This is a genomic window from Sphingomonas sp. Leaf257 (assembly GCF_001422185.1).
Classification (GTDB): Bacteria; Pseudomonadota; Alphaproteobacteria; order Sphingomonadales; family Sphingomonadaceae; genus Sphingomonas; species Sphingomonas yabuuchiae.
This window is the reverse complement of record NZ_LMMH01000003.1, coordinates 138,307-160,809: the sequence shown is the minus strand read 5'-3', so window position 1 is coordinate 160,809 and position 22,503 is coordinate 138,307. Positions and strand designations below refer to the sequence as shown.

Annotated in this window: 15 protein-coding genes; 8 read left to right on the top strand and 7 right to left on the bottom strand. The window is 67.1% G+C overall.

The genetic code is table 11. The features are described 5' to 3' along the window. The first annotated feature begins 125 nt into the window (after nt 1-125). Nucleotides 126-1,274: an AAA family ATPase gene (locus ASF14_RS04690; RefSeq protein WP_056432342.1), complete on the top strand. Its 1,149-nt coding sequence runs from the start codon at nt 126-128 to the stop codon at nt 1,272-1,274. A gap of 3 nt (nt 1,275-1,277) precedes the next feature. Here ASF14_RS04690 and ASF14_RS04685 read toward each other — a convergent pair whose 3' ends face one another. The 4 genes from ASF14_RS04685 to ASF14_RS04670 all read right to left on the bottom strand — a co-directional run bounded on the left by ASF14_RS04685 (nt 1,278) and on the right by ASF14_RS04670 (nt 9,164). Further along, nucleotides 1,278-2,270, bottom strand: a complete 993-nt coding sequence (locus ASF14_RS04685; protein ID WP_056432339.1) for a glycosyltransferase family 2 protein — start codon at nt 2,268-2,270, stop codon at nt 1,278-1,280. 316 nt (nt 2,271-2,586) lie between these two features. Further along, complete coding sequence (locus ASF14_RS04680) at nt 2,587-4,002, bottom strand: M48 family metalloprotease (RefSeq protein WP_056432336.1); 1,416 nt, start codon at nt 4,000-4,002, stop codon at nt 2,587-2,589. A gap of 410 nt (nt 4,003-4,412) precedes the next feature. Next, on the bottom strand, nt 4,413-6,512 hold the full coding sequence (locus ASF14_RS04675) for a RelA/SpoT family protein (protein WP_056432333.1): 2,100 nt from the start codon (nt 6,510-6,512) through the stop codon (nt 4,413-4,415). Between the two features lie 240 nt (nt 6,513-6,752). Next, entirely contained in the window at nt 6,753-9,164 is a 2,412-nt protein-coding gene (locus ASF14_RS04670; protein WP_201780538.1) for a ligase-associated DNA damage response DEXH box helicase, read from the bottom strand. Nucleotides 9,165-9,183: 19 nt separating this feature from the next. Between ASF14_RS04670 and ASF14_RS04665 the strand changes: the two genes are divergently transcribed. After that, a complete protein-coding gene (locus tag ASF14_RS04665; protein WP_056432330.1) occupies nt 9,184-10,182 on the top strand; it encodes a ligase-associated DNA damage response exonuclease in 999 nt (332 codons plus the stop codon). 105 nt (nt 10,183-10,287) lie between these two features. On the opposite strand, the gene mdoH is transcribed toward ASF14_RS04665, so the two are convergent. Further along, nucleotides 10,288-12,087: a glucans biosynthesis glucosyltransferase MdoH gene (gene mdoH, locus ASF14_RS04660; RefSeq protein WP_082442069.1), complete on the bottom strand. Its 1,800-nt coding sequence runs from the start codon at nt 12,085-12,087 to the stop codon at nt 10,288-10,290. Then, the gene (locus tag ASF14_RS04655) at nt 12,084-13,631 is read right to left on the bottom strand and encodes a glucan biosynthesis protein (RefSeq protein ID WP_236696927.1); all 1,548 of its coding nucleotides are present in this window, start codon (nt 13,629-13,631) and stop codon (nt 12,084-12,086) included. The genes mdoH and ASF14_RS04655 overlap by 4 nt, the downstream gene beginning before the upstream one ends. Before the next feature lie 196 nt (nt 13,632-13,827). Here ASF14_RS04655 and ASF14_RS04650 point away from each other — a divergent pair, with 196 nt between their 5' ends. Continuing rightward, nucleotides 13,828-16,815: a TonB-dependent receptor domain-containing protein gene (locus ASF14_RS04650; RefSeq protein ID WP_056432327.1), complete on the top strand. Its 2,988-nt coding sequence runs from the start codon at nt 13,828-13,830 to the stop codon at nt 16,813-16,815. Nucleotides 16,816-16,920: 105 nt separating this feature from the next. Here ASF14_RS04650 and ASF14_RS04645 read toward each other — a convergent pair whose 3' ends face one another. Then, nucleotides 16,921-17,526 carry a TlpA family protein disulfide reductase gene (locus tag ASF14_RS04645; RefSeq protein WP_056432324.1) on the bottom strand — a complete coding sequence of 202 codons (606 nt, stop codon included), beginning with the start codon at nt 17,524-17,526 and terminating at the stop codon, nt 16,921-16,923. A 16-nt stretch (nt 17,527-17,542) separates the two neighbouring features. Between ASF14_RS04645 and argH the strand changes: the two genes are divergently transcribed. From argH to ASF14_RS04620, 5 genes are all read left to right on the top strand, one after another. Further along, on the top strand, nt 17,543-18,910 hold the full coding sequence (gene argH / locus ASF14_RS04640) for an argininosuccinate lyase (RefSeq protein ID WP_082442068.1): 1,368 nt from the start codon (nt 17,543-17,545) through the stop codon (nt 18,908-18,910). After that, on the top strand, nt 18,907-19,143 hold the full coding sequence (locus tag ASF14_RS04635; protein ID WP_056432321.1) for a hypothetical protein: 237 nt from the start codon (nt 18,907-18,909) through the stop codon (nt 19,141-19,143). Before argH ends, ASF14_RS04635 begins: the two co-directional genes overlap by 4 nt. Further along, on the top strand, nt 19,143-20,405 hold the full coding sequence (gene lysA, locus ASF14_RS04630; protein WP_056432319.1) for a diaminopimelate decarboxylase: 1,263 nt from the start codon (nt 19,143-19,145) through the stop codon (nt 20,403-20,405). The genes ASF14_RS04635 and lysA overlap by 1 nt, the downstream gene beginning before the upstream one ends. Before the next feature lie 278 nt (nt 20,406-20,683). Further along, a complete protein-coding gene (locus tag ASF14_RS04625; RefSeq protein ID WP_056432316.1) occupies nt 20,684-21,457 on the top strand; it encodes a precorrin-2 dehydrogenase/sirohydrochlorin ferrochelatase family protein in 774 nt (257 codons plus the stop codon). Further along, entirely contained in the window at nt 21,454-22,407 is a 954-nt protein-coding gene (locus ASF14_RS04620; protein ID WP_056432313.1) for a zinc transporter ZntB, read from the top strand. The genes ASF14_RS04625 and ASF14_RS04620 overlap by 4 nt, the downstream gene beginning before the upstream one ends. Nucleotides 22,408-22,503 lie beyond the last annotated feature (96 nt).

The following is a 22,503-nucleotide window of genomic DNA, read 5'->3' as shown; positions in this document are numbered from 1 at the left end:
GGCTGAACGGAGGTTCGGAGTGGGGCCTCATACAAACCCCCGTTCGGCCTGAGCGAAGTCGAAGGCCACGCCCTCCCCCGCCAAGCGCCATCGACAGCCGCAAGCGCCCGTCATAACCTGACCCCGTGATCGAAACCCTGGCCATCTCCGGATATCGCTCGCTACGCGACGTGGTAATCCCGCTCGCCCCGCTGACCATCGTCACCGGCGCGAACGGCAGCGGGAAGTCGAGCCTCTACCGCGCGCTACGGCTGCTGTCCGACGTCGCGCAAGGCCGGGTGATCGCCTCGCTGGCGGCGGAAGGCGGGCTGAACTCGACCTTATGGGCGGGCCCTGAAAAGTTCAGCCGGGGGATGAAGAGCGGCGATGTACCGGTGCAGGGGACGCGGCGCGACGGGCCGGTCAGCCTGAAACTGGGATTTTCATCCGCCGATTATGGCTATGCCATCGACCTGGGCCTGCCCATCCCGGGCTCGACGCGGTTCATGCATGACCCCGAGATCAAGGTGGAGGCGCTCTGGATGGGTCCCGCCATCGGGCGGGCCAACCTGATCGCGGATCGACGCGGCGATCATGCGCGGGTACGCCGGGCCGCGGATGGCACCTGGCGCGCGGACGGGCGGGCGATGGAGTCGTTCGACTCGATGGTCACCCACTGGGCCGATGGCGGCGACGGACTGAAGCTGCTGGCCTTGCGCGAGCGGATGCGCGGCTGGCGCTTTTATGACGATCTGCGCACCGACCGCGACGCGCCCGCGCGACGGCCACAGGTGGGGACCTTCACCCCGGTCCTGGCGGGTGACGGCGGCGATGTCGGCGCGGCGATCCAGACCATCTTCGAGATCGGCGAGGGCGATGCGCTGGCCGACACCATCGCCGATGCCTTTGACGGCGCGACGTTGCAGGTCGGCGAGCGGTTCGAGGTGATGATGCGGCAATATGGCCTGCTGCGCCCGCTTTCGGTGGCCGAGCTGTCCGACGGGACGCCGCGCTACATCCTGCTCGCCGCCGCGCTCCTGTCGCCGCGTCCCCCGGAACTGATGATCCTGAACGAACCCGAGGCGAGCCTGCACCCGGATCTGCTCGCCCCGCTCGCCCGGTTGATCGTCAGGGCCTCGGCGCGGTGCCAGATCATCACCGTGTCGCACGCCGCCCAACTGGTCGACGCGCTGGAGCGCAGCCCGGAGGCACGCGGCATCCGCCTGTACAAGGAACTGGGCGAGACGCTGGTCGAGGATGTCCAGCGTCCGCGCTGGACCTGGCCGAGTCGATAGCGGTCAGGCCGGGTCTTTCGCCCCCTCATGTGCGCTATAGCCCAGCCGCGCATGGCCCTGCACCGGCCCCGCCACATCGGCGACGAGATAGAGCGGTCGCCGCTTCGACTCGATATAGAGCCGCCCCAGATATTCGCCGATCATGCCCAGCACGAACATCTGCACCGCGCCCAGGATGACGGTGACGAGCATGGTCGAGGTCCAGCCCTGCACCGCCGAGCCGGTCAGCCAGCCGATCGCGATATAGACGATCAGCAACAACGACGCCGCGGTCAGCGCAAGGCCGATATGGCTGGCCCAGCGAAGCGGCGCGGTGGAGAACCCCGTCACCGCGTCGAAGGCGAGCGCGATCATCTTGCCCAGCGGATAATGGGTCTCGCCCGCATGACGCTCGGCGCGGTCATAGGGGAAGGGGACCTGGCGAAAGCCGACCCAGGCGACCATGCCGCGAATGAAGCGCGCCTGTTCGGGAAGCGATTGCAGCGCGTCGAGCGCGCGGCGGCTCATCAGGCGGAAATCGCCGGTGTCGAGCGGGATCGGCGTATCGGTCAGCCGGTCGAGCATCCGGTAGAAGAGCGCCGCCGTCGCCTTTTTGAACAGCGTTTCCCCGGCGCGCTTGCGGCGGACGGCATAGACCACGTCCGCCCCTTGCGCCGCCATGGTCGCGCGCATGTCGGTGAGGAGTTCGGGCGGGTCCTGAAGATCGGCGTCGATGATCAGAATCTGCTCGCCCGCGCACAGGTCTAGCCCTGCGGTCAGGGCCAGCTGGTGGCCGTGGTTGCGCGACAGGTTGATCGCCACCAGATGCGGATCGGCGGCGGCCAGCCGCTGCATCACCGGCCAGCTGTCATCCTTCGAGCCGTCGTTGATCAAGACGATCTCATAATCCTCGCCCACCGCCGCGCGCGCCGCACCCGAGATGCGCGCGTGGAGCACATCCAGGCAAGCGGCTTCGTTATAGCAGGGGACGACGACGGACAGGGCAGGGCGCTTCATGACGCCGCCGGTTTAAGGTCCGGCCCCATAAACGGCAATGGTCGTGACGGAGCCGATTTTGGTTCAGGGCAAGAAGCGAGGAGTGGAGCGATGCTTGCGCATCGTGACCCCAAGCCATTTTGGCTCGCGACGCCGCACTGGGGCAAAATCGGCCCTCCGCACAGCGGTTGCCCTGTCGCGCCCGCCGCCTGCGTCGCACGTCTTGCAGGTAGCGTCGCTACCTGCTGCACCGCGCTTCTTGTCGGACGAACACGACAGGGCAATCACGACCGTTGCCGCTTATGGGGCCGGACCCTCGCGGCGTCGAAGCCGTCCGTCACCCATTCACGACCAACTTGACCAAACGACCCGGTGCCAGCGCTTGTTCCGGGTCGAGGCCGTTCAGCGTCACGAAGCGTTCGCGCTTGTAATCGGGAAAGGCCATGCGTGCCGCCAGGCTGTCGATCGTGTCGCCCTGACGAACCGTCACGATGCTGATCTTCTTGCCGCGAATGCCGTTCGCCTCGGCGGTGGAGAGCGGGGCGACCGAGGCGAGCAGCGGCTGGAACGGCCCGATGCCCGAGCCAGCGGGCGTGACCAGCGTGAAGGTATAGGTGGCCGAGGGGAAGCGGTAGGCGACCACCGTGGCATCGACCGCGCGGTTGTTGGCGGCGGCGCGGGTGGTGACATAGGCATAGGGAACGCCGTTCGCCGTGCCGTTCTGAAGCTGGCCCGAGGGGGTGCCGGTGCCGAGCTGCCCGAAGCGCTGGGTGATCGCCTGGCCAAGGTCGCTTCCTTGGGCGAGGCGCATCTCGGCCTGCCCGCCCTGGCCGACCACCGTCACCGCATCGCTGCCATTGGCGATGGCATAGCCATTGGGGGCGGTGAATTTCAGCTTGAGGCCGGGATGGCGGAAGGTCTGGCCGTCGACAATGCCTTCCTTGGGATCGTCGCCATAAGGCATGCCGTCGAGCATCCGCAGATAGGCGGTGTCCTGCGGCGGGGTGGTTTCGGGGCGGCCGGTCTGCTTGGCGAGCGCGGCGGCGCGGCGCACGCGGTCCGCGCTGTTGGGATGAGTCGAGGCCCAGGTGGGGACGGCATTGGCGTTCCTGCCCGAGGTCCGCGCGGCCAGGTTGCTCGACGCCGCCAGCGAAGCGAGCATGTCGGCCGAGGCATAAGGGTCGTATCCGGCCGCCGTCATGTAGCGGATGCCGAGGCCATCGGCCTGATATTCCTGATCGCGGCCATATTTCAGCGTGTAGAGCTGCGCGCCGGTGCCGACGACCTGGCTGGCGATATTGCTGCCGGTCAGCAGGCCCGCACCCGCCGCCAGGATCGAACCGATGGTCGAGCGGGTGTTGCGGCTCTGCGAATGGCGCGCGGCGACATGGCCGACCTCATGGCCCAAGACCGAGGCCAGCTCGGCCTCCGAATTCATCAGCGCAAGCAGCTGGCGGGTGACATAGATATAGCCGCCGGGGATGGCGAAGGCGTTCTCGACCGGTGAGTTGAGCGTGGTGACGGTGAAGTCCCCTTGCGCGTTCGACAGGCCCGACTGGACCGCGACGCGCTTGCCGACCCGCTCGACGAACGCAGCCTGCGGGCCGGTGTAGCGACCGCCATATTGCGCCACGAGCTGCGGATTGGCCTGTGCCCCCTGCGCCTTGTCGGATGCGGAGATGGAGCGGGTGGTCTGGGCCGCGACGGGGGCGGCGACGAGCGCGAGCATGGCGGCGGCGGTGGCGAAACGCATCGGTGACGGACTCCCTGTTCGCGCTTTTCAAAGCGCGTGACGGGCGCGGGTTCCAGCTTTTTGTTACGGACGCGTCATTTTGCTGTCAGGATTCCGTTGGCACCGTGCCGTGCCCCGGCGAAGGCCGGGGTCCAGTTTCCACGCCACCGATGGCGCGCGAAGCGGTGCGGGGGAGGCACCTGCTCTGCGTCTTCGATCATTCACCGCAACTGGGCCCCGGCCTTCGCCGGGGAACAGGAAGAATTGGTTCGCGCGGAGACGCGGAGACGCGGAGGTGTCTGGCCCCGCCGCAGAGGCCGGCCTGCTCTACACGACGTTCCGGGCATACCTTCCTCCCCTGCAAGGGGAGGATAAAGTAAGCGAGTCAGGCGCAGTCGGTGCCGCTTACATTCCCCCGCGTTTCCGCGAACTCAGACCCGCTCCACCAAACTCACCACATCCGCCGCGCGCAATGCTGCGATCAGGCGCATCAGATGTTGCAGGTCGTGCACCTCGACATCGATCAGGTTGGTGTGGAACCGCGTGTCGCGCGTATCCAGACGGACGTTGATGATGTTGGCCTTATGCTGGCCGATGATCGTCGCCAGGATGCCCAGCGCACCGGGTTCGTTCTTGACCATGACCGAGATACGCGCCGTCGCGCCCTCGCTCTCGTCGCCCCAGGAGACGTCGACCCAGTCGGTTTCCTCGTCGGTCCGGTCGGCCAGTTCGGCCAGCACCGGGCATTGGATCGCATGGACCTCGATCCCCGCATCGGGGCGGCGCAGGCCGACGATGCGGTCGCCCGGCACCGGGTGACAGCATTGCGCCAGGTCATAGGCGACGCCCGGCGTCAGCCCCTTGATTGAGATGGCGCTCGACTGCGGCGGGAGGGCGGCGACGTCCGCCCCGGCCGATCCCGGCATCAGCGCCTCCATGACCGCGGCATCCGACACCGTACGGCGCGCGATCGCGATCATCAGATGCGCCTCGTCGGGCATCTTCAACCGTTGCAGCGCATGGGTCAGTGCGTCCGGCCCGATCTGGGCGGGCAGGCGGCGGACGATATCCTCGTACAGCTTGCTGCCCAGGCTGACCTGTTCGGTGCGCTCGGCATGGCGCAGGTGGCGGCGGATCGCGGCCAGCGCCTTGCCGGTGATCGCCAGGTTCAGCCAGTTGGCCTGCGGCGTCTGTCCGGCCGAGCGCAATATCTGCACCTGGTCGCCGTTCGAGATGACGGTCGACAGCGGCACGACCCGCCCGTTCAGCTTGGCGCCCACCGCCTGGTCACCCAGATCGGTATGCACGGCATAGGCGAAGTCGATCGGCGTCGCGCCTTTCGGCAGCTGGATCAGTTCGCCCTTGGGGGTGAAGGCGAAGATGCGATCCTGATACATCGCCATCTTCGTATGCTCGATCAGCTCTTCGGGGCTGTCCGAGGTATCGAGGATTTCGACCAGGTCACGAATCCAGCTGACTTGCGCGTCGTGGCGCGTCGCCTGCTTGTAGGTCCAGTGCGCGGCCAGGCCGAAATCGGCCTCGGCATGCATTTCGGGGGTGCGAATCTGAATCTCGATGCGGGCATTGTCGGCATGAATGACGCTGGTGTGGAGCGAGCGATAGCCGTTGCGCTTGGGCGTCGAGATATAATCCTTGAACCGCCCCGGCACCATCGGCCAGCGGCGATGGATCAGCCCCAGCGCGCGGTAGCAATCCTCCTCGGTCGGCACGATCGCGCGGAAGGCCATGACGTCGGACAGCTGCTCGAAGCTGATATGCCGCTCGTTCATCTTGCGGAAGATCGAGAAGGCGGACTTTTCGCGCCCCGTCACGTCGGCATCCACGCCGCCGCGCGACATCAACAGCTTCAGGCCCGAGGCGATCTTGGAAATCCGGTCGCCGCCGCCTTCCTTCATCTGGGCCAGCCGCAGCGTGATCGATTCATAGGCTTCGGGTTCGAGCTGCTGGAAGGAGAGCATCTGCATCTCCTTCATGAACTCGTACATGCCGATCCGCTCGGCGAGCGGGGCATAGATGTCCATCGTCTCCTTCGCGATGCGGCGGCGCTTTTCCGGCTTCGCGATGTGATGGAGCGTGCGCATATTGTGGAGGCGGTCGGCCAGCTTCACCAGCAGGACGCGGATATCGTCCGACATGGCGAGCAGGAACTTGCGCAGGTTTTCGGCCGCACGCTCGCTTTCGGTCTGTGCCTCGATCTTGGACAGCTTGGTGACGCCGTCGACCAGGCGCGCGACATTGGGACCGAACAGCCGCTCGATCTCGTCATAGGTGGCGACCGTGTCCTCGATCGTGTCGTGCAGGATGGCGGTGGCGATCGTCTCGTCATCCAGATGCAGGTCGGTCAGGATGCCGGCCACCTCGATCGGATGGCTGAAATAGGGATCGCCCGAGGCACGCTTCTGGCTGCCATGCGCCTTCATCGAGAAGACATAGGCGCGATTGAGCAGCGCCTCATCGGCCTGGGGGTCATAGTCGAGCACGCGGTCGACGAGTTCATACTGGCGGAGCACGATATCAGATTTGCGTGGTAGGGATGGGCAATGCAACATTTTTGATGCGATCAGGGTGATCGAATTGTGGCCCTTCCTGCTTAAGCCCCTTTCTTCTTCAAGCCCCTCTCCCGGCAGGGGGAGGGGTTGGGGAGGGGCAAGAGCCACGGGGGCTGGTCTCTGTGAGACCCCGTGCCCTCCCCCATCCCCTCCCGCCTGCGGGAGGGGAGCGGCCAGAGGCGAAGTCGAAGGCCAAGGGAATCACTCCCCCATCGCCTCCGCCGCCAGCGCCTCCGCCTCGATCAACAGATCGTCATCCGCGCTCCCTGTCGACACCTTCTCGCGCCCGATCAGCACCAGCACCGGCACCGCCAGCGGGCTGACCCGCTCCAGATCGACATGCAGCATCGTGCCCCCCGCCCGGTCGAGCAGGTTCGCCAGCCGCCCGACATCGGTCATCCGCGCCCGCGCATCGTCCCACGCCGCCTGAAGCAGCAGATGGCCGGGTTCGTATTTGCGCAGCACGTCGTAGATCAGGTCGGTCGAAAAGGTCACCTGCCGCCCGGTCTTGCGCTTGCCGGGATGTTGGCGGTCGACCAGCCCGCCGATCACCGCGACCTCGCGGAATGCCCGTTTCAGAAGGTGCGATTGCTGCACCCAATCGACGAACTCGTTCTCCAGGATGTCGGGCGAGAACAGGCTGGCGGGGTCCGTCACCTTTTCCAGCCCATAGCATGCCAGCGCATAGTCGCTGGCCACGAAACCCAGCGGTTTCAGCCCCTGCGCCTCCATCCGCCGGGTGATCAGCATCCCCAGCGACTGGTGCGCATTCCACCCCTCGAAGCTGTAGGCGACCATGTAATGCCGCCCCTCGCGCGGGAAGGTCTCGACCAGCAACTGGCCGGGGCGGGGCAGGACCGAGCGGCGGTCCTGCATCTCCAGCCAGTCATGCACGTCCGGGGGAAAACGGTCCCATGCACGCCGGTCGGCCAGGAACTCCCGTACCCGGTCGGCGAGGCTGGTCGACAGCGGCATCCGGCTGCCGCCATAGGTCGGGATGCGGGCGGGGCGAGAAGTGGCGCGGACGATCAAATCCTCGCCGTCGATCGATTCCACCTCCAGGCTCAAACCGGCGAAGAAGAAGGTGTCGCCCGGCGCCAGTGTCGCGGCAAATCCCTCCTCGACGCGGCCGAGCTGACGGCCGTTACGGAAGCGCACCTTCAGCATCGTCGCCTCGACGATGATCCCGGCGTTCAGGCGATGCTGCGCGACGAATTGCGGATGGGTGACCCGCCAAAGACCGTCCGATTGCTGGACCAGCCGCTTGAACTTGTCATAGGCGCGCAAGGCATAGCCGCCGTCCGCGATGAAGCGCAGCACCCGGTCGAACGTCTCGTCGTCCAGCGCCGAATAGGGCATGGCCGAGCGGATTTCGTCCAGCAGCGCGCCCTGCTCGAACGGCGCGGCACAGGCGCAGGCCATGACATGCTGCGCCAGCACGTCGAGCGCGCCCTGGCGGAAGATGTCGGGGTCCAGCTCGCCCGCCTCCACCGCATCGAGCGCGGCGCGCGCTTCCAGATATTCGAAGCGGTTGCCGGGGACCAGGATCGCACGGCTCGATTCGTCCAGCCGGTGATTGGCGCGGCCGATCCGCTGGAGCAGCCGCGACGAGCCCTTGGGGGCTCCCATCTGGATCACGCAATCGACATCGCCCCAGTCGACGCCCAGGTCCAGGCTGGCGGTCGCGACCAGCGCGCGGAGCTTGCCGTCCGCCATCGCGGCTTCCACCTTCTGGCGGGCTTCCAGCGAGAGCGAGCCGTGATGGACGCCGATCGGCAGGCTCTTGTCATTGGCCTTCCACAAATCCTGGAAGATCAGCTCGGCCAAGCTGCGCGTGTTGCAGAAGAGGATGGTGGTCCGGTTCGCCTCGATCACCCGCATGACCTGCGCGGCGGCGTAGCGGCCCGAATGGCCCGCCCAGGGCACGCGATCCTCGGGCAGCAGGATCGAGATATCCGGCGGCGCGCCGGGCTCGCCGGTGACGAGGCCGACCGCATCGATATCGCCATCGGGCGCGAGCCAGGCACGATAGCCGTCTGGGTCCGCCACCGTCGCCGACAGCGCGACGCGGCGCAGATCGGGGGACAGACGCTGCAACCGCGCCATGCACAGGGACAGCAAGTCGCCGCGCTTGCCCGTGGCGAAGGCGTGGACCTCGTCGACCACGATGGTTTTCAACCCGGCGAACATCGTTGCGGCATCCGGGTAGCTGAGCAGCAGCGACAGCGATTCCGGTGTGGTCAGCAGGATCTGCGGCGGCTTCACCCGCTGCCGTGCCTTCTTGTCCGACGAAGTATCGCCGGTGCGCGTCTCGACCCTTATGTCGAGGCCCATCTCCTCGATCGGCGTGACGAGGTTGCGGCGGATGTCGACCGCCAATGCTTTCAGCGGCGAGACGTAGAGCGTGTGCAGCCCCTCGCTCGGGGCTTCGATCAGCTCGGTCAGCGTCGGCAGGAACCCCGCCAGCGTCTTGCCCGCGCCCGTCGTCGCGACCAGCAGCGCGTGGCGGCCCGCGCGGGCTTCCTCCAGCATCGCCAGCTGATGGGTGCGTGGCGACCAGCCCTTGGCGGCGAACCAGTCGGTCAGGGCGGAGGGGAGGGAACCGGGGGGCATCCCGAAGGATATAGGTATCATGGTCAAGCTCGGCGACTGGATACAGCCCCATAAACATGGGATTTACGTGGCCCCCGCCGATGTGTGGGTCGATCCGTCCGAACCCGAGGCCAAGGCGCTGGTGACCCATGGCCATGCCGACCATGCGCGCGGCGGCCATGGCACCGTCTGGGCGACGCCTGATACGCTGGCGATCATGGCGGCGCGCTACGGCCCGCAGAACGGCATCGGCGTCGGCTATGGCGAGACGATCCGGCTGGGCGAGGTGGACGTCAGCTTCGTGCCCGCGGGCCATGTGCTGGGATCGGCGCAGATCGTGCTCGATTATCGCGGCGAGCGGGTGGTGGTGTCGGGCGACTATAAGCGCCGCGCCGACCCGACCTGCACGCCCTTCGAGCCGGTAAAGTGCGACGTCTTCGTTACCGAGGCGACCTTCGCGCTGCCCGTGTTCCGTCATCCCGAGACCGGTGACGAGATCGACAAGCTGATCGCGCGCCTCCACGCCAATCCGACGCGCTGCGTGCTGGTCGGCGCCTATGCGCTGGGCAAGGCGCAGCGGGTGATCGCCGAACTTCGCGTGCGCGGGCATGAGGCGCCCATCTATCTGCACGGCGCTTTGGCGCGGCTATGCGCGCTCTATCAGGAACTGGGCGTCGAGCTGGGCGAGCTGCGCATGGTCGCGGACACGCCCAAGGCGGAGATGGCCGGGCATGTCGTGATGTGCCCGCCGGGGGCGCTCAACGATCGCTGGTCGCGGCGGCTGCCCGATCCGATCACGGCGATGGCCAGCGGCTGGATGCGGGTGCGTCAGCGCGCGCGGCAGAAGAATGTCGAGCTGCCGCTGATCCTGTCCGACCATGCCGATTGGGACGAACTGACCCAGACGCTGACCGAGATCGCCCCGCGCGAGGTCTGGGTGACGCATGGGCGCGAGGAGGCGTTGGTCCATTGGTGCGAGACGCGGCAGATGAAGGCGCGGGCCTTGGCGCTGGTGGGGTTCGAGGATGAGGATGATTGATAGGGTGGGGCGTGGCCTTCGACTTCGCTCAGGCTGAACGGTTGTTGTAAATAGATATCTTCCCAAAACCCCGTTCAGGCTAAGCGAAGTCGAAGCCCAAGGGCTTCACGCCAAGGCCAAAGGCCGAACCGGCTCCGCCACCTCCGACCCCGGCACCGCGAACACGCCCTTCTTCGCCAGTCGCTCGCCCGGCCGGACTTTCGCCGTCTCCATCGCCAGCCAGGGCGACAGCAACAGCCCCAGGGTCACCGGTGACAGCCATGCCCCCAGCATCGGGTTCAGGAACGACACGACCACCAACACCGCGCCGACCCCCAGATGCCAGCGATAGCGCGGCATCGCGTCCGCCGCTGCGAGGCCATCGCGCACCCGGCTCTGCGGGTTCCAGCCCGAAGGCTTGCCGCGCACGATGTTGATCAGGTCGATCGTCTGGGTCAGCGCGATCACCGGCGCGGTCAGGATCGACAGCGGCACGTCGAGCGCGACCGAGGACAGGATGCCGCGCACCCCGCCATAGCTTGCCCGGCGGTCGCGGTCCGCCATCGCCCAGATCATGCTGAGGATCTTCGGCCCGAACAGCAGCACCAGCGTCACCGCCAGCACCCGCGCCGAAGTGACGGCATGAACCGTCGCGGCATCGTCGGACAGGCTCTGCGCGATCGATGTGGCGATCAGGATCAGCCAGGCGGGCGACATCAGATAGGCGGTGGCGCCGATCAGCAGCTGCAACCGGCTGATCCAGTGGAAACCGCTCGCGCCCAGCAGTTTCAGATGCTGGATATTGCCCTGCGCCCAGCGCCGGTCGCGCACCGCCTGGTCGATCAGGGTCGGCGGAAACTCTTCGAAACTGTCCTCGACCATCAGCATGTGCAGCCGCCAGCCGCGCCGCCGGAGCAGCGCCGCCTCGACCATGTCGTGGCTCATGATCGTACCGCCGAAAGGCGGGCGTCCGGGCAAATCAGGCAGGCCGCAACTCTCGGCAAAGGCCTTGATCCGGATCAGCGCGTTATGCCCCCAGAAGGTCGACTCCGACCCCGACCACCAGACCAGCCCGGCGGTCGAGATCGGCCCGTAGAAGCGGCTGGCGAACTGCATCCAGCGTTGGAAGAAGGTCGTCGCGCCGATGATCATCGGTACTGTCTGCAACAGCGCGATCGAGGGGCGCTGCTCCATGATCTGCGCCATGCCGACGATCGTGTCGCCGCCCATCAGGCTGTCGGCGTCGAGCATCAGCATGAAGTCGTATCCGCCGCCGTAATTGCGGATCCACTCGGCGACATTGCCCGGCTTGCGGCCCTTATTCTCGGTCCGGCGGCGATAATGGAGCGGCACGCGCAGCCGGGGGGCCAGGCGTTCCCAGGCGGCGCGTTCCTCTGTTTCGGCGGCCTCGCCCGAATCGGACAGCACGAAAAAGGCAAAGCGGTCGGCGGCGCCCGCGCGGTCGATCATCACGGCCATGCGGGCGATCCGGTCGAATACCGCGTCGACATCCTCGTTATGCACCGGCACCAGCACCGCCGTCCGCGCGCTCGGTGGCGCGGCGCCCTTGGGCGCGGGGGTGATGCCGGGATGCGCGCGCGAGATCAGCAGCACGAAGCCGATCGCCGCCGTCACGAACCCGAACGAGATCCAGGCGAACAGCGGAAAGAACAGCAGCAGCAACAGCCCGTCGAGCAATTCGAACCCGTCGCTGAGCAACGCCTCCTTGACCGAGGCGGAGGCGGCCGTGGCCAGCAATCCGGTGAGGAGTACCAAGAGCAGGCGGCGCGTCAGGATATCGTCGGGCGACAGGTTAACGCCCTCGCGCGGCTCGGGCGCCGAGTGCGGCGGCGGCAGGCCGTCGAACCGCTGCACCGCCATGGTCAGCGGCGCGGGCGGCGGCATCATCGCGGGGCTGTCGGTCATGGCAGGAAGACGGGCATCAACACCGTCTCGCTCAGCGCCCTGGCCTGCTGCTTCAGATAGAGGCGGACATCGGCGGGGCCCCCTCCATTGGGCGGTCCTTCGGGCGCGATATCGGCGGTCACGCGCCAGCGGTTCGACTGGCCGACGACCGGATAGGCGGCCTGGGCCAGCAACCTGCCGCGCGCCACGGAGATGGCGGCTGTGACGCCGCTCTGCCGGTCTAGCCCGGCCAGGGCGGGGCCGGTGAAATCGACGACCAGCTTGCGTGCGCCCGGTGTCGGCTCGGCACCCGGTCGACCGGCATCGCCCGTCCAGCTGTCGACCGCATGGGCGATGCCCGGCACGACCGTCAGGTCGGTGGAGCCCCAGCTCAGGCGATAGTCGAACTGCCGCTTCTGCCCCGCTCTGGGCGCGTCGGCGGGGTTCCAGAAGGCGACGATATTGTCGACCGTCTCGCTCGCGGTGGGAAAGGCATAGAGCATCACCTGCCCACGCCCCCAATCGCCCTGCGGCTGCACCCACAGATTCGCGCGACGGTCGTAAAAGGCCCCGTCATCCTGATAATGATCGAAGTTCCGGTCGCGCTGGAGCAGGCCGAAACCGCGCGGATTGGTGTCGGCGAAGCTGTCGAGGGTCGGGCGCGGTGGATTGACCAAAGGTCGCCACAGCCGCTCGCCTGCGCCGGTCAGCAGCGCCAGCCCGTCCGAATCATGGATTTCAGGCCGCCAGTCGCGCGCGGCGGCGCGATTGCCTTCGCCATACCAGAACATGCTGGTCGCGGGCGCGATGCCAAGCCGTTCCACGTCTCGGCGGAAGAACAGGACGGCGGACACGCGCTGCTCGACGCCGCTTGTACCCTTGGTCGACTCGATCCGGTACGCGCCGCTGACGCTCGGTCCGTCGAGCAGCGCATAAACGGTATAGCCCTGCGCCCCCGTCCGCTCGATCCAGAAATCGGTGAAGGCGGGGAATTCCTCGCGCCCGTCGATGCCGGTGTCGATCGCGATGCCCCGCGCCGACAGGCCATATTGGTCCTGCGCACCCGCCGTGCGGAAATAGGAGGCACCCTGAAAGGCCAGCCAGTCGCTCTTCCCGTCCGCCGTCATCGCGCGGAACCCGGCAATGCCCAGCGGCGGCGCGTGGCCCGCTTCGGCGGTGAATAGCGAGGGGGAGAAGGGCACGGCGCGGGCCTGGCCATTCTCGACAATGTGGATGCCGACCGGGATGGGCGCATAACGCCCCAGCGGGAACAGCCGAATGCCCCCGGCCAGTGTCCGGTCGTCGCGGTAGCGGATGGTGCCGACCGCGTCATAGCCGATGGCTTCGGCCGCCGCGACCTTGGCCGGCGCTCGGTAAGGCTGCCGCGCCAGCGCCTCGGCCTGGGCTTGCAATGCGGCCCAGGAAAAGGGCTTGGGGGCGCCCAGCGACGCGCCTCCGCCGCTCCCTTGCGCGGCGACACGGGCGGCGGCGGTCGGGGTCAGACCCAGAACGGCAAGCGCCGCGACCAGTTCTCGACGGTTGGCCTGCATCATCGGCTTCAGCATCTCCCGTAACGCTCGGAGCGGAGCGCGCATAACGGCTGCGCGAAATTCGACTGATTGTGCAACGCAGCATGCGGCGATCGGTTGCCGGGGCACGATCACAAGCGCCTCTGCCACTAATTTGAAGAAAGTATATTATATTTGACGAAAGGTAGTTTTTTGGTCATGTAGCAAGAATAAGATCAAGAGGGGTCCATCGATGAATGGAAATTACACGCGGCTGGCCTGTTCGGCTGGCGCGATTGCTATCGCGTTGCTTTCGGTTTCGCCGGTTCAGGCGCAGGTGAAGAAGGCTGCTGGCCAAAGCGAGGATACACGCTGCCTGCCGGACCAGCCCTGCCCGCCCGATGCGGCACAGGTTTCGGATGGCAATCCTGCCGTCGAAGGCGAGGGTATCGTCGTCACCGGCACTCGCCTCCAGCGTCCCAATTTCACCAGCAACAGCCCGCTGACGGTCGTCGATGCGACCGAAATCCGCCTTCAGGGCGCGATCCAGGTCGAAAACGTGCTGAACCGCCTGCCGCAGGTGACGCCGGACGCGAACGAGAATGGCTCCAACGGGTCGGACGGCACCGCGCGCGTCAACCTGCGCAACCTGGGCAGCAACCGGAACCTCGTGCTCGTCAACGGCCAGCGCATGCTGCCGGTGCAGGCCAACGACCTGAACTTCATCCCCGCCGCGCTCATCAAGCGGGTCGACGTCGTCACCGGCGGCGCGTCGGCGGTCTATGGCTCGGACGCGATTTCGGGTGTCGTCAACTTCATCCTGCGTGACGACCTGGACGGCGTGCGCACGGATATCCAGTACGGTTTTGCCCAGCACCAGAATGACAACGCGTTCGCGCGCGGCGTGCAGAGCCAGGCCAATTATCGCCTGGCCCAGCCGATGATCTTGGACGGGCAGAAGCTGGACGTGAACGTCGCGTTCGGCACCAACTTCCCCGACGGTCGCGGTAACGTCACTGCCTATTTCGGCTATCGCGACACCAAGCCGGTGCTGCAGGGCGACCGCGACGTGTCGTCCTGCGCCTTCGATCCGGCGGGGACGGGCAATTCGACGCTGACTTGTGGTGGCTCCAGCAACAACCAGTACGGCCTGTTCGACCCGATCACCGGGCCGAACGCCGATGCGGGCCGGTTCAACAACACCCGCGACGGCAACCGGACCTGGGTGCCCTATGACTCCAGCTTCCGCTACAATTATGCGCCGCTGAACTATTTCCAGCGCAACGACACACGCTACACGGCGGGCGCCTTTGCCAAATATGAAATTTCGCCTGCCATCGAAGTCTATGGCAGCTTCATGTTCATGGACGACCATACCAATTCACAGGTCGCCCCGTCCGCGCTGTTCCAGGGCTATACCTACTCGATCAACTGCGACAATCCGTTCCTGAGCGCGCAGCAGGGCCAGATCCTGTGCGGCAATGCCTATGGCACCAATGCGACGCAACAGGCCTATATCGGCTATCGTCCGGTGGCCGGGAACGCCCGTCCGCGTCGCGACGACCTGCGCCACACCGATTTCCGCGTCACCGGCGGCGTGCGCGGTGAGATCGCGCCGGGCATCCGCTATGACGCCAACGCGCTGTTCTCGACGGTTCTCTACAACGAGACCTATGAGAACGACATCGACCCGTCGCGTGCCAATCGTGGCATCCAGGTCGTCAACGTCAACGGTACCCCGACCTGCAAGTCGGTGATCGACGGCAGCGACCCGCAGTGCGTGCCGCTCGACATCTTCCGCTATAACGGCATTTCGGACGCGGCGTTCGGCTATATCTATGCGCCGACCTCGACCCGCGGCGTCGACCGCGAAACGGTGCTCAGCGGCAACATCAGCGCGGACCTGGGCACGTACGGCGTCAAGTCGCCTTGGTCGGACGACGGCATCGGCGTGGTGCTCGGCGTCGAGCATCGGTACGAGAGCCTGGAGTTCAAGGCCGACGCGCTGGCGCTGCAAAAGGGCACCAAGGAAACCCAGGGCCGTTTCGACGTGAACGAGGTGTTCGCGGAAATCGAAGTGCCGCTGATCCAGAACAAGCCCTTCGTCAAGGAACTGGCGCTGAACGCGGGCTATCGCGGATCGGACTATTCCAACCTGTCCAAGATCGTCTCGACCTACAAGGCCGAGCTGTCCTGGGCGCCGAGCAGCGATATCCGCCTGCGCGGCAGCTATAACCGCGCGATCCGTGCCGCCAATGTGTCCGAGCTGTTCGGGCCGCAGTTCAACGGCAACGTCAGCGCACAGGACCCCTGCGCCACCGCGACGCCGACCGCGACCTTCGCCCAGTGCGCCCGCACCGGCGTGACCCAGGCGCAATATGGCCGCATCACCGACTGTCCGGCGGAAACCTGCACCGCGCAGTTCGGCGGCAATCCCGCGCTTCGCCCCGAAACCGCTGATACCTATACGGCGGGCATCGTCTTCACCCCGACCTTCCTGCGCCGCCTGTCGCTGACGGTCGATTATTTCGACATCCGGGTGCGGGACTATATCGGTTCGATCTCGGTTCCCCAGACGATCAGCCAGTGCATCGCGACCGGCAATCCGTTCTTCTGCAACCTGTTCAAGCGTGATCCGCGCGGCGGCATCATCTTCGGCGACCAGGGCTATATCGTCTCGACGACGCAGAATACCGGCTCGCTGCGCACCTCGGGCGTCGATTTCGGCCTCAGCTATTCCCAGCCGCTGGGCGGCGCGGGTTCGCTCGCCGTCGATTTCCAGGGCACCTGGAACCGCAAGATGGTGAACGAGCCGGTGCCCGGCCTCGGCTCCTTCGACTGCGTTGGCTATTTCGGCCCGACCTGTGGCCAGCCCATGCCGGAATGGCGGCACCAGTCGCGCTTCACTTGGACCGATGCGGCCAAGGTCGGATCGATCTCGCTCAACTGGCGCTATATCGGCCCGACCAAGCTGACCAACAATTCGACCGACCCGAACTTCGCGAACACGCCGTCGATCTTCAACAGCCGGATCAAGACGTACAATTACTTCGATCTGGCGGGCACGGCCAAGGTGCAGGACGGCATCGTCTTCCGCGCCGGCGTGAACAACCTGTTCGACCGGGATCCGCCGATCATCGCGCAGGGCCTGCTGGCCGCGTTCGGCAACGGCAACACCTATCCTGGCATGTACGACGCGGTGGGGCGCACCGTGTTCATCGGCCTGACGGCGGAGTTCTGATGCGAAAAGGGGGCGGTCGAGCGCCGCCCCCGGTTCAAACCATTTTACCCCAGCCTGTCCCGTCCGGTTCACCCCGGGCGGGACTTTTTCATGGGGGCGTCCGGCTTACTTCGCTTCGGCGAGCAGCTTGGTCGCTTCCGCCCCGGCCCAGTCGAACCCGCCGGTCACGCGCCAGATCTCCTTGCCGTCCGCGCCATAGAGGATCGTGGTCGGCAGATTGGCCTTGTAATGGACGCTCAGGGTCAGCTTCGGGTCGAGATAGATGGGCAGCGTGTCCAGCTTCCTGCCCGCCAGGAACGGCTTGACCTTGGCCATGTCGTCCTGGGCGACCGCGATCACCGCGACCTTGCCCTTCAGCCGCTGGGCGGTGGCGGCGAGGGTCGGCATTTCCGCGACGCACGGCCCGCACCAGGTCGCCCAGAGGTTGACCAGCACCGGCCGCCCCCGGAAATCGGCGAGGCTGGTCGATTTGCCGTCCATGGCGGTGAAGGGCAGCAGCGGCGCGGCCTCGCCCTTGTGGCTGCGGTCGACCGCGCCCGTGGGCTTGGGCGCCTCTATGGCCGATGCGCCGGACGCCTCGCCGCTGGTGACTTCGCCGCTCGAAACTTCTCCGCTGGAGGTGTTGGCGGCTTGCTCCGGGGCGGGGCTTTGCTTATCGCACCCGGCGACCATCAGCCCCAGGAGACAGGCGATCACGGTACGCGACGACATGGGCGGCTCCAACGCAATGTGGGGCGGGCGCTTCGCAGAAGGTCCCGCCGCGGTGATGCGCGAGATAAACGCGTCCATCCCCTTCGACAAGCGATTGTGGAAACAGGACATCGCCGGGTCGAAAGCGCATGTCGCGATGCTGGGCAAACAGGGCATCGTTTCGGCCGAGGACGCCGCGACGATTTCCGCCGGGCTGGACCAGGTCGCCGAGGATTATGCCGCCAACGGCGTGTCCGAGGACCTGACCCTCGAAGACATCCATATGCAGACCGAGGCAAAGCTGGCCGCGCTGATCGGCCCGGTCGCGGGGCGTCTGCACACCGCGCGGTCGCGCAACGACCAGGTGGCGACCGATTTCCGCCTATGGGTACGCGATGCGATCGACGAGACGCTGGCGGCGCTCGGCGCGTTGCGGAACGCGTTGCTGACGCGGGCCGAGGACCATGCCGACAGCGTGATGCCGGGCTTCACGCACCTCCAGTCGGCGCAGCCGGTGACGTTGGGCCATCACCTGATGGCCTATCACGAGATGATCGTGCGCGACGCCAGCCGCTTCGTCGCGGCGCGGGCGCGGATGAACCAGTGCCCGTTGGGTTCGGCGGCGCTGGCGGGGACGGGCTTTCCGGTCGACCGCCACATGACGGCGCAAGCGCTGGGCTTCGACGAGCCGACGCGCAACTCGCTCGATGCGGTCAGCGACCGGGACTTCGCGATCGACTATCTGCAGGCGGCGACCAACTGCTCGCTGCATCTGTCGCGGCTGGCCGAGGAGTTCGTGCTCTGGGCGTCGCAGCCCTTCGGCTTCGTTGCGCTGTCCGACCAATGGTCGACCGGCAGCTCGATCATGCCGCAGAAGCGCAACCCCGACGCGGCCGAGCTGGTGCGCGGCCATGCGGGGCGGATCATGGGCTGCATGACCAGCCTGATGGTCACGATGAAGGGCCTGCCGCTCGCCTATTCCAAGGACATGCAGGACGACAAGCCGCCGGTGTTCGAGGCGCACGACCTGCTGGTGCTGTCGATCGCGGCGATGACCGGCATGGTGCAGAGCGCGACCTTCCGCACCGAACGTATGCGCGCGGTGGCGGAGGCGGGCTTCTCGACCGCGACCGATCTGGCCGACTGGCTGGTCCGTGTCGGCGGCATCCCCTTCCGCGAGGCGCATCACATCACCGGCCGCGCGGTGAAGCTCGCCGAGGAGAAGGGCGTGATGCTGCACCAGCTGTCGATCGACGACCTGACCGGCATCGACGCGCGGATCAACGAGAGCATCTATGACGTGCTGTCGGTCGATGCCTCGGTCGCCAGCCGGGTCAGCTTTGGCGGCACCGCGCCCGCCAATGTCCGCGCCGCGATCGCGACTGCGCGGGGATTGCGGGCATGAAGCCCGCCATCGCCCTGCTGGTCGCGCTGGCGCTGACCGGCTGTGGCGCGGCCAACCGGCTGCAACCGGCCAAGGGCGAGAGCCTGCCGGTCGCACCGCGCGGCGCGACCGCGACCCCGACGCCGCAGCAACTGCTGACGGCCACCCCCCAACAACGCCCGCAACGCTCCGACGAACTGATGACCCAGTCGCAGGATCGGCGTTCGGACGAATTTGATTTGCCCCCCCGCTGATGGACCATTTTCACTTTTCGAACGGCGAACTCCATGTGGAGGACGTGCCCGTATCCCGGATCGCCGCCGAAGTCGGCACGCCGGTCTATATCTACTCCGCCTCGACCTTCCGCCGTCATGCGCAGGTGTTCCGCGAGGGGCTGAGCGCCCTGCCGCGCGTACATCTGGCCTATGCGATCAAGGCGAACCCGAACATCGCCGTGCTTCGCGTGCTGGCCGATGAAGGCTATGGCGCAGACGTCGTCTCGGTCGGCGAGATGCGCCGCGCGCTGGCGGCGGGCATGAAGGCCGAGGACATCGTCTTCTCCGGCGTCGGCAAGACGAAGCGAGAGCTGGTCGCGGCACTGGAGGCCGGGATCGGCCAGTTCAACCTGGAGCTGGAAGAAGAGGGCGCGGTCCTCGCCGAGCTGGCCCACGCACGCGGCCTCGTCGCGCCCGCCACGCTGCGCGTGAACCCGGACGTGGATGCGGGCACCCATGCCAAGATCTCGACCGGTCGGAAGGAGAACAAGTTCGGCGTGCCGATCGACCAGGCGCTCGGCATGTTCGATCGGCTGGCGGGTCTGCCCGGCATCGACCTGAAGGGCGTCGCCTGCCACATCGGCAGCCAGCTGGGCGATCTCGCGCCGCTGGAGGCCGCCTATAAGCGCGTTGGCGAGTTGGTCGCCGAGCTGCGCGGGGCGGGGCACCGGATCAGCCGCGTCGACCTGGGCGGTGGCCTGGGCGTGCCGTACAAGCCGGGCGACGTCATGCCCGCGCCTGCCGCTTATGGCGAGATGGTCGCGCGCGTGACGAAGGACTGGGATGTCGAACTGATGTTCGAGCCGGGCCGGGTGATCGCGGGCAATGCCGGGGTGCTGGCGACCGAAGTCGTCTGGGTGAAGCCCGGCGTCGCCAATCCATACGTCATCGTCGATGCGGCGATGAACGACCTGATGCGGCCCGCGCTCTACGACGCGCATCACGACTTCGTCGCGGTGAAGCCGACCGGCGAGACGATGATGGCGAATATCGCAGGCCCGGTGTGCGAGACGGGCGATACCTTCGGCATGAACCGCGAGATCGACGCGGTGAAGTCGGGCGACCTCGCCGTGTTCCGCACGGCGGGTGCATATGGCGCGACCATGGCGTCGACCTATAATAGCCGCCCGCTGGTGCCCGAAGTCATGGTCGAGGGCGACCGCTTCGCCGTCGTTGCCGACCGCATCGCCGCCGAGACGATCATCGCCGCCGAGCGCGTGCCGGAGTGGCTGAAGAAGTGATGCCTGCCGCCCCATTCCTCCCCATCTTTGATGGGGAGGGGGACCGCGCCCGCAGGGCGTCGATCGGTCGGATAGAAGAGTTTGAGCGGTATCCGCAAATAGGTTCCCGAGTCGGCAAAGGACTNATATTCGTGCGACTGGTCCAGTCAGGCACAACCATTCGGGGGCGCTGACCGCATTTTGTGCAGCGGAAATGCCGCTTCAGGCCGGGGACATCCGCCCCTCCACCACCGCTTCGCGGCGGTCCCCCTCCCCAAGCATAGCTTGGGGAGGAATAGGTGAGCCTTGCCAGCCTGCCGCTGTTCGTCCGGCTGGGCGGTCGCCCGGTGATCCTGCTGGGCGAGGGCGAACCCGCCGAGGCCAAGCGCCGCCTGCTCGAACGCGCCGGGGCGCTGGTCGTCGGGCAGGATGCCCAAGCCGCGCTCGCCATCGTCGCCATCGAGGATGAGGACGAAGCGCAAGCCGCCATCGCGCGGCTGAAGGCGCGGGGCGTGCTGGTCAACGCGGTCGACCGTCCCGCCGCGTGCGACTTCACGCTGCCCGCCATCGTCGAACGCGGGCCGGTGATCGTCGCGATCGGCACCGGCGGCGTGTCGGCGGGACTCGCGGCGGCGCTGCGCCAGCGGCTGGAGACGATCCTGCCCGCCGGACTGGGGGCGCTTGCCGAAGGTCTCTATGCGGCGCGCGCGGGCCTGCGTGCGCGCTTTCCTGATGGCGCGCAGCGGCGGCGGGCCATCGGCGCGGCGCTGTCGCCCGGCGGCGCGCTCGACCCGCTGGCGGGCCATACGGATGTCGCGGGCTGGCTGGCCGGCGCGGCCCGCCCCGCCGCCCGGGTCGAGGCGTTCGTCCTGACCTCGACCGACCCCGACGACCTGACCCTGCGCCAAGCGCGCGCGCTGGCGGCGGCCGACCGGGTCTATCACCGCGCCGATGTGCCGCCCGCGATCCTCGACCGGGCCCGCGCCGATGCGGTCCGGATCGAAAGCGACGCGCTCCCGGTCGAGCCGGGCGAGGGGCAGATCGTCGACCTGAGCATGGACCACAGCGCATGACCGGCTTCGCCTACAGCATCGACGGCGGCAAGGCCGAGGCGATCCCGATCCGCGCGGCGGTGGAGGCCAAGGCACGGCTGGTCTGGGTGCATCTGGAGACCAATGACGCGGTGGCGCAGCGCTGGCTGCGCGATTCGGCACATCTGGCCGATTACGTCATCGACGCGCTGACCGCCGCCGAAACACGCCCGCGCTGCGAGGCGGTGGGCGAGGGGGCGTTCCTGAACCTGCGTGGGCGCAGCAGCGCGCCGCTCGACGGATCGGACATGCTCGCCTCGGTGCGGATCTGGGCGATGAAGGGCCGCGTCTATTCGGTCACCCGCCGCCCGCTGCTGGCGGTCGATACGGTGCGCAAGGAGGTGGAGGGCGGCACCATCGCCGATCCGGGCGACCTGATCACCGCCTTCGCCACGGCCATCACCAACGATCTCGATCCCGATGTGGCAAGTCTGGGCGACGAGCTGGACAGTTGCGAGGAGCAGCTGGACGAACACCGCGTCTTCCAGCTGCGCCGCACGGTCAGCCGGGTGCGCGTCGCCGCGATCGGTTACCGTCGTTTCCTCAACCCGCAGCGCGCCGCGCTGGAGAAGTTGGCGGCGCTGCCCGGCGACTGGCTGGCCGATGACGACCGGCTGCACCTGTCTGCCGCCGCCGACCGCGCGGCGCGCATGGCCGAGGAGCTGGAGTCGATCCGAGAACGCGCCGCGCTGGTCCACGAAACGCTGACCGACATGCGGGCGGAGCAGATCGACAATCGCGCGCTGGTCATCTCGATCGTGGCGATGGTGTTCCTGCCGCTGACCTTCATCACCGGGCTTTACGGGATGAACGTCAAGAACCTGCCCTATGCCGAGGAGCCTTGGGCGTTCGATGCGATCCTGGGCGCCTGCGCGCTGATCGCGGCGGGGATCGTCATCTACTTCGTCCGGAAACACTGGTTCCGGCGGTAAGACGGGATCAGCCCAATGCTCCGTTCAGCCTGAGCGTAGTCGAAGGCCAAGGCCAAGGGTAACATAGCGCGTAACGTGCGCTTCGACTTCGCTCAG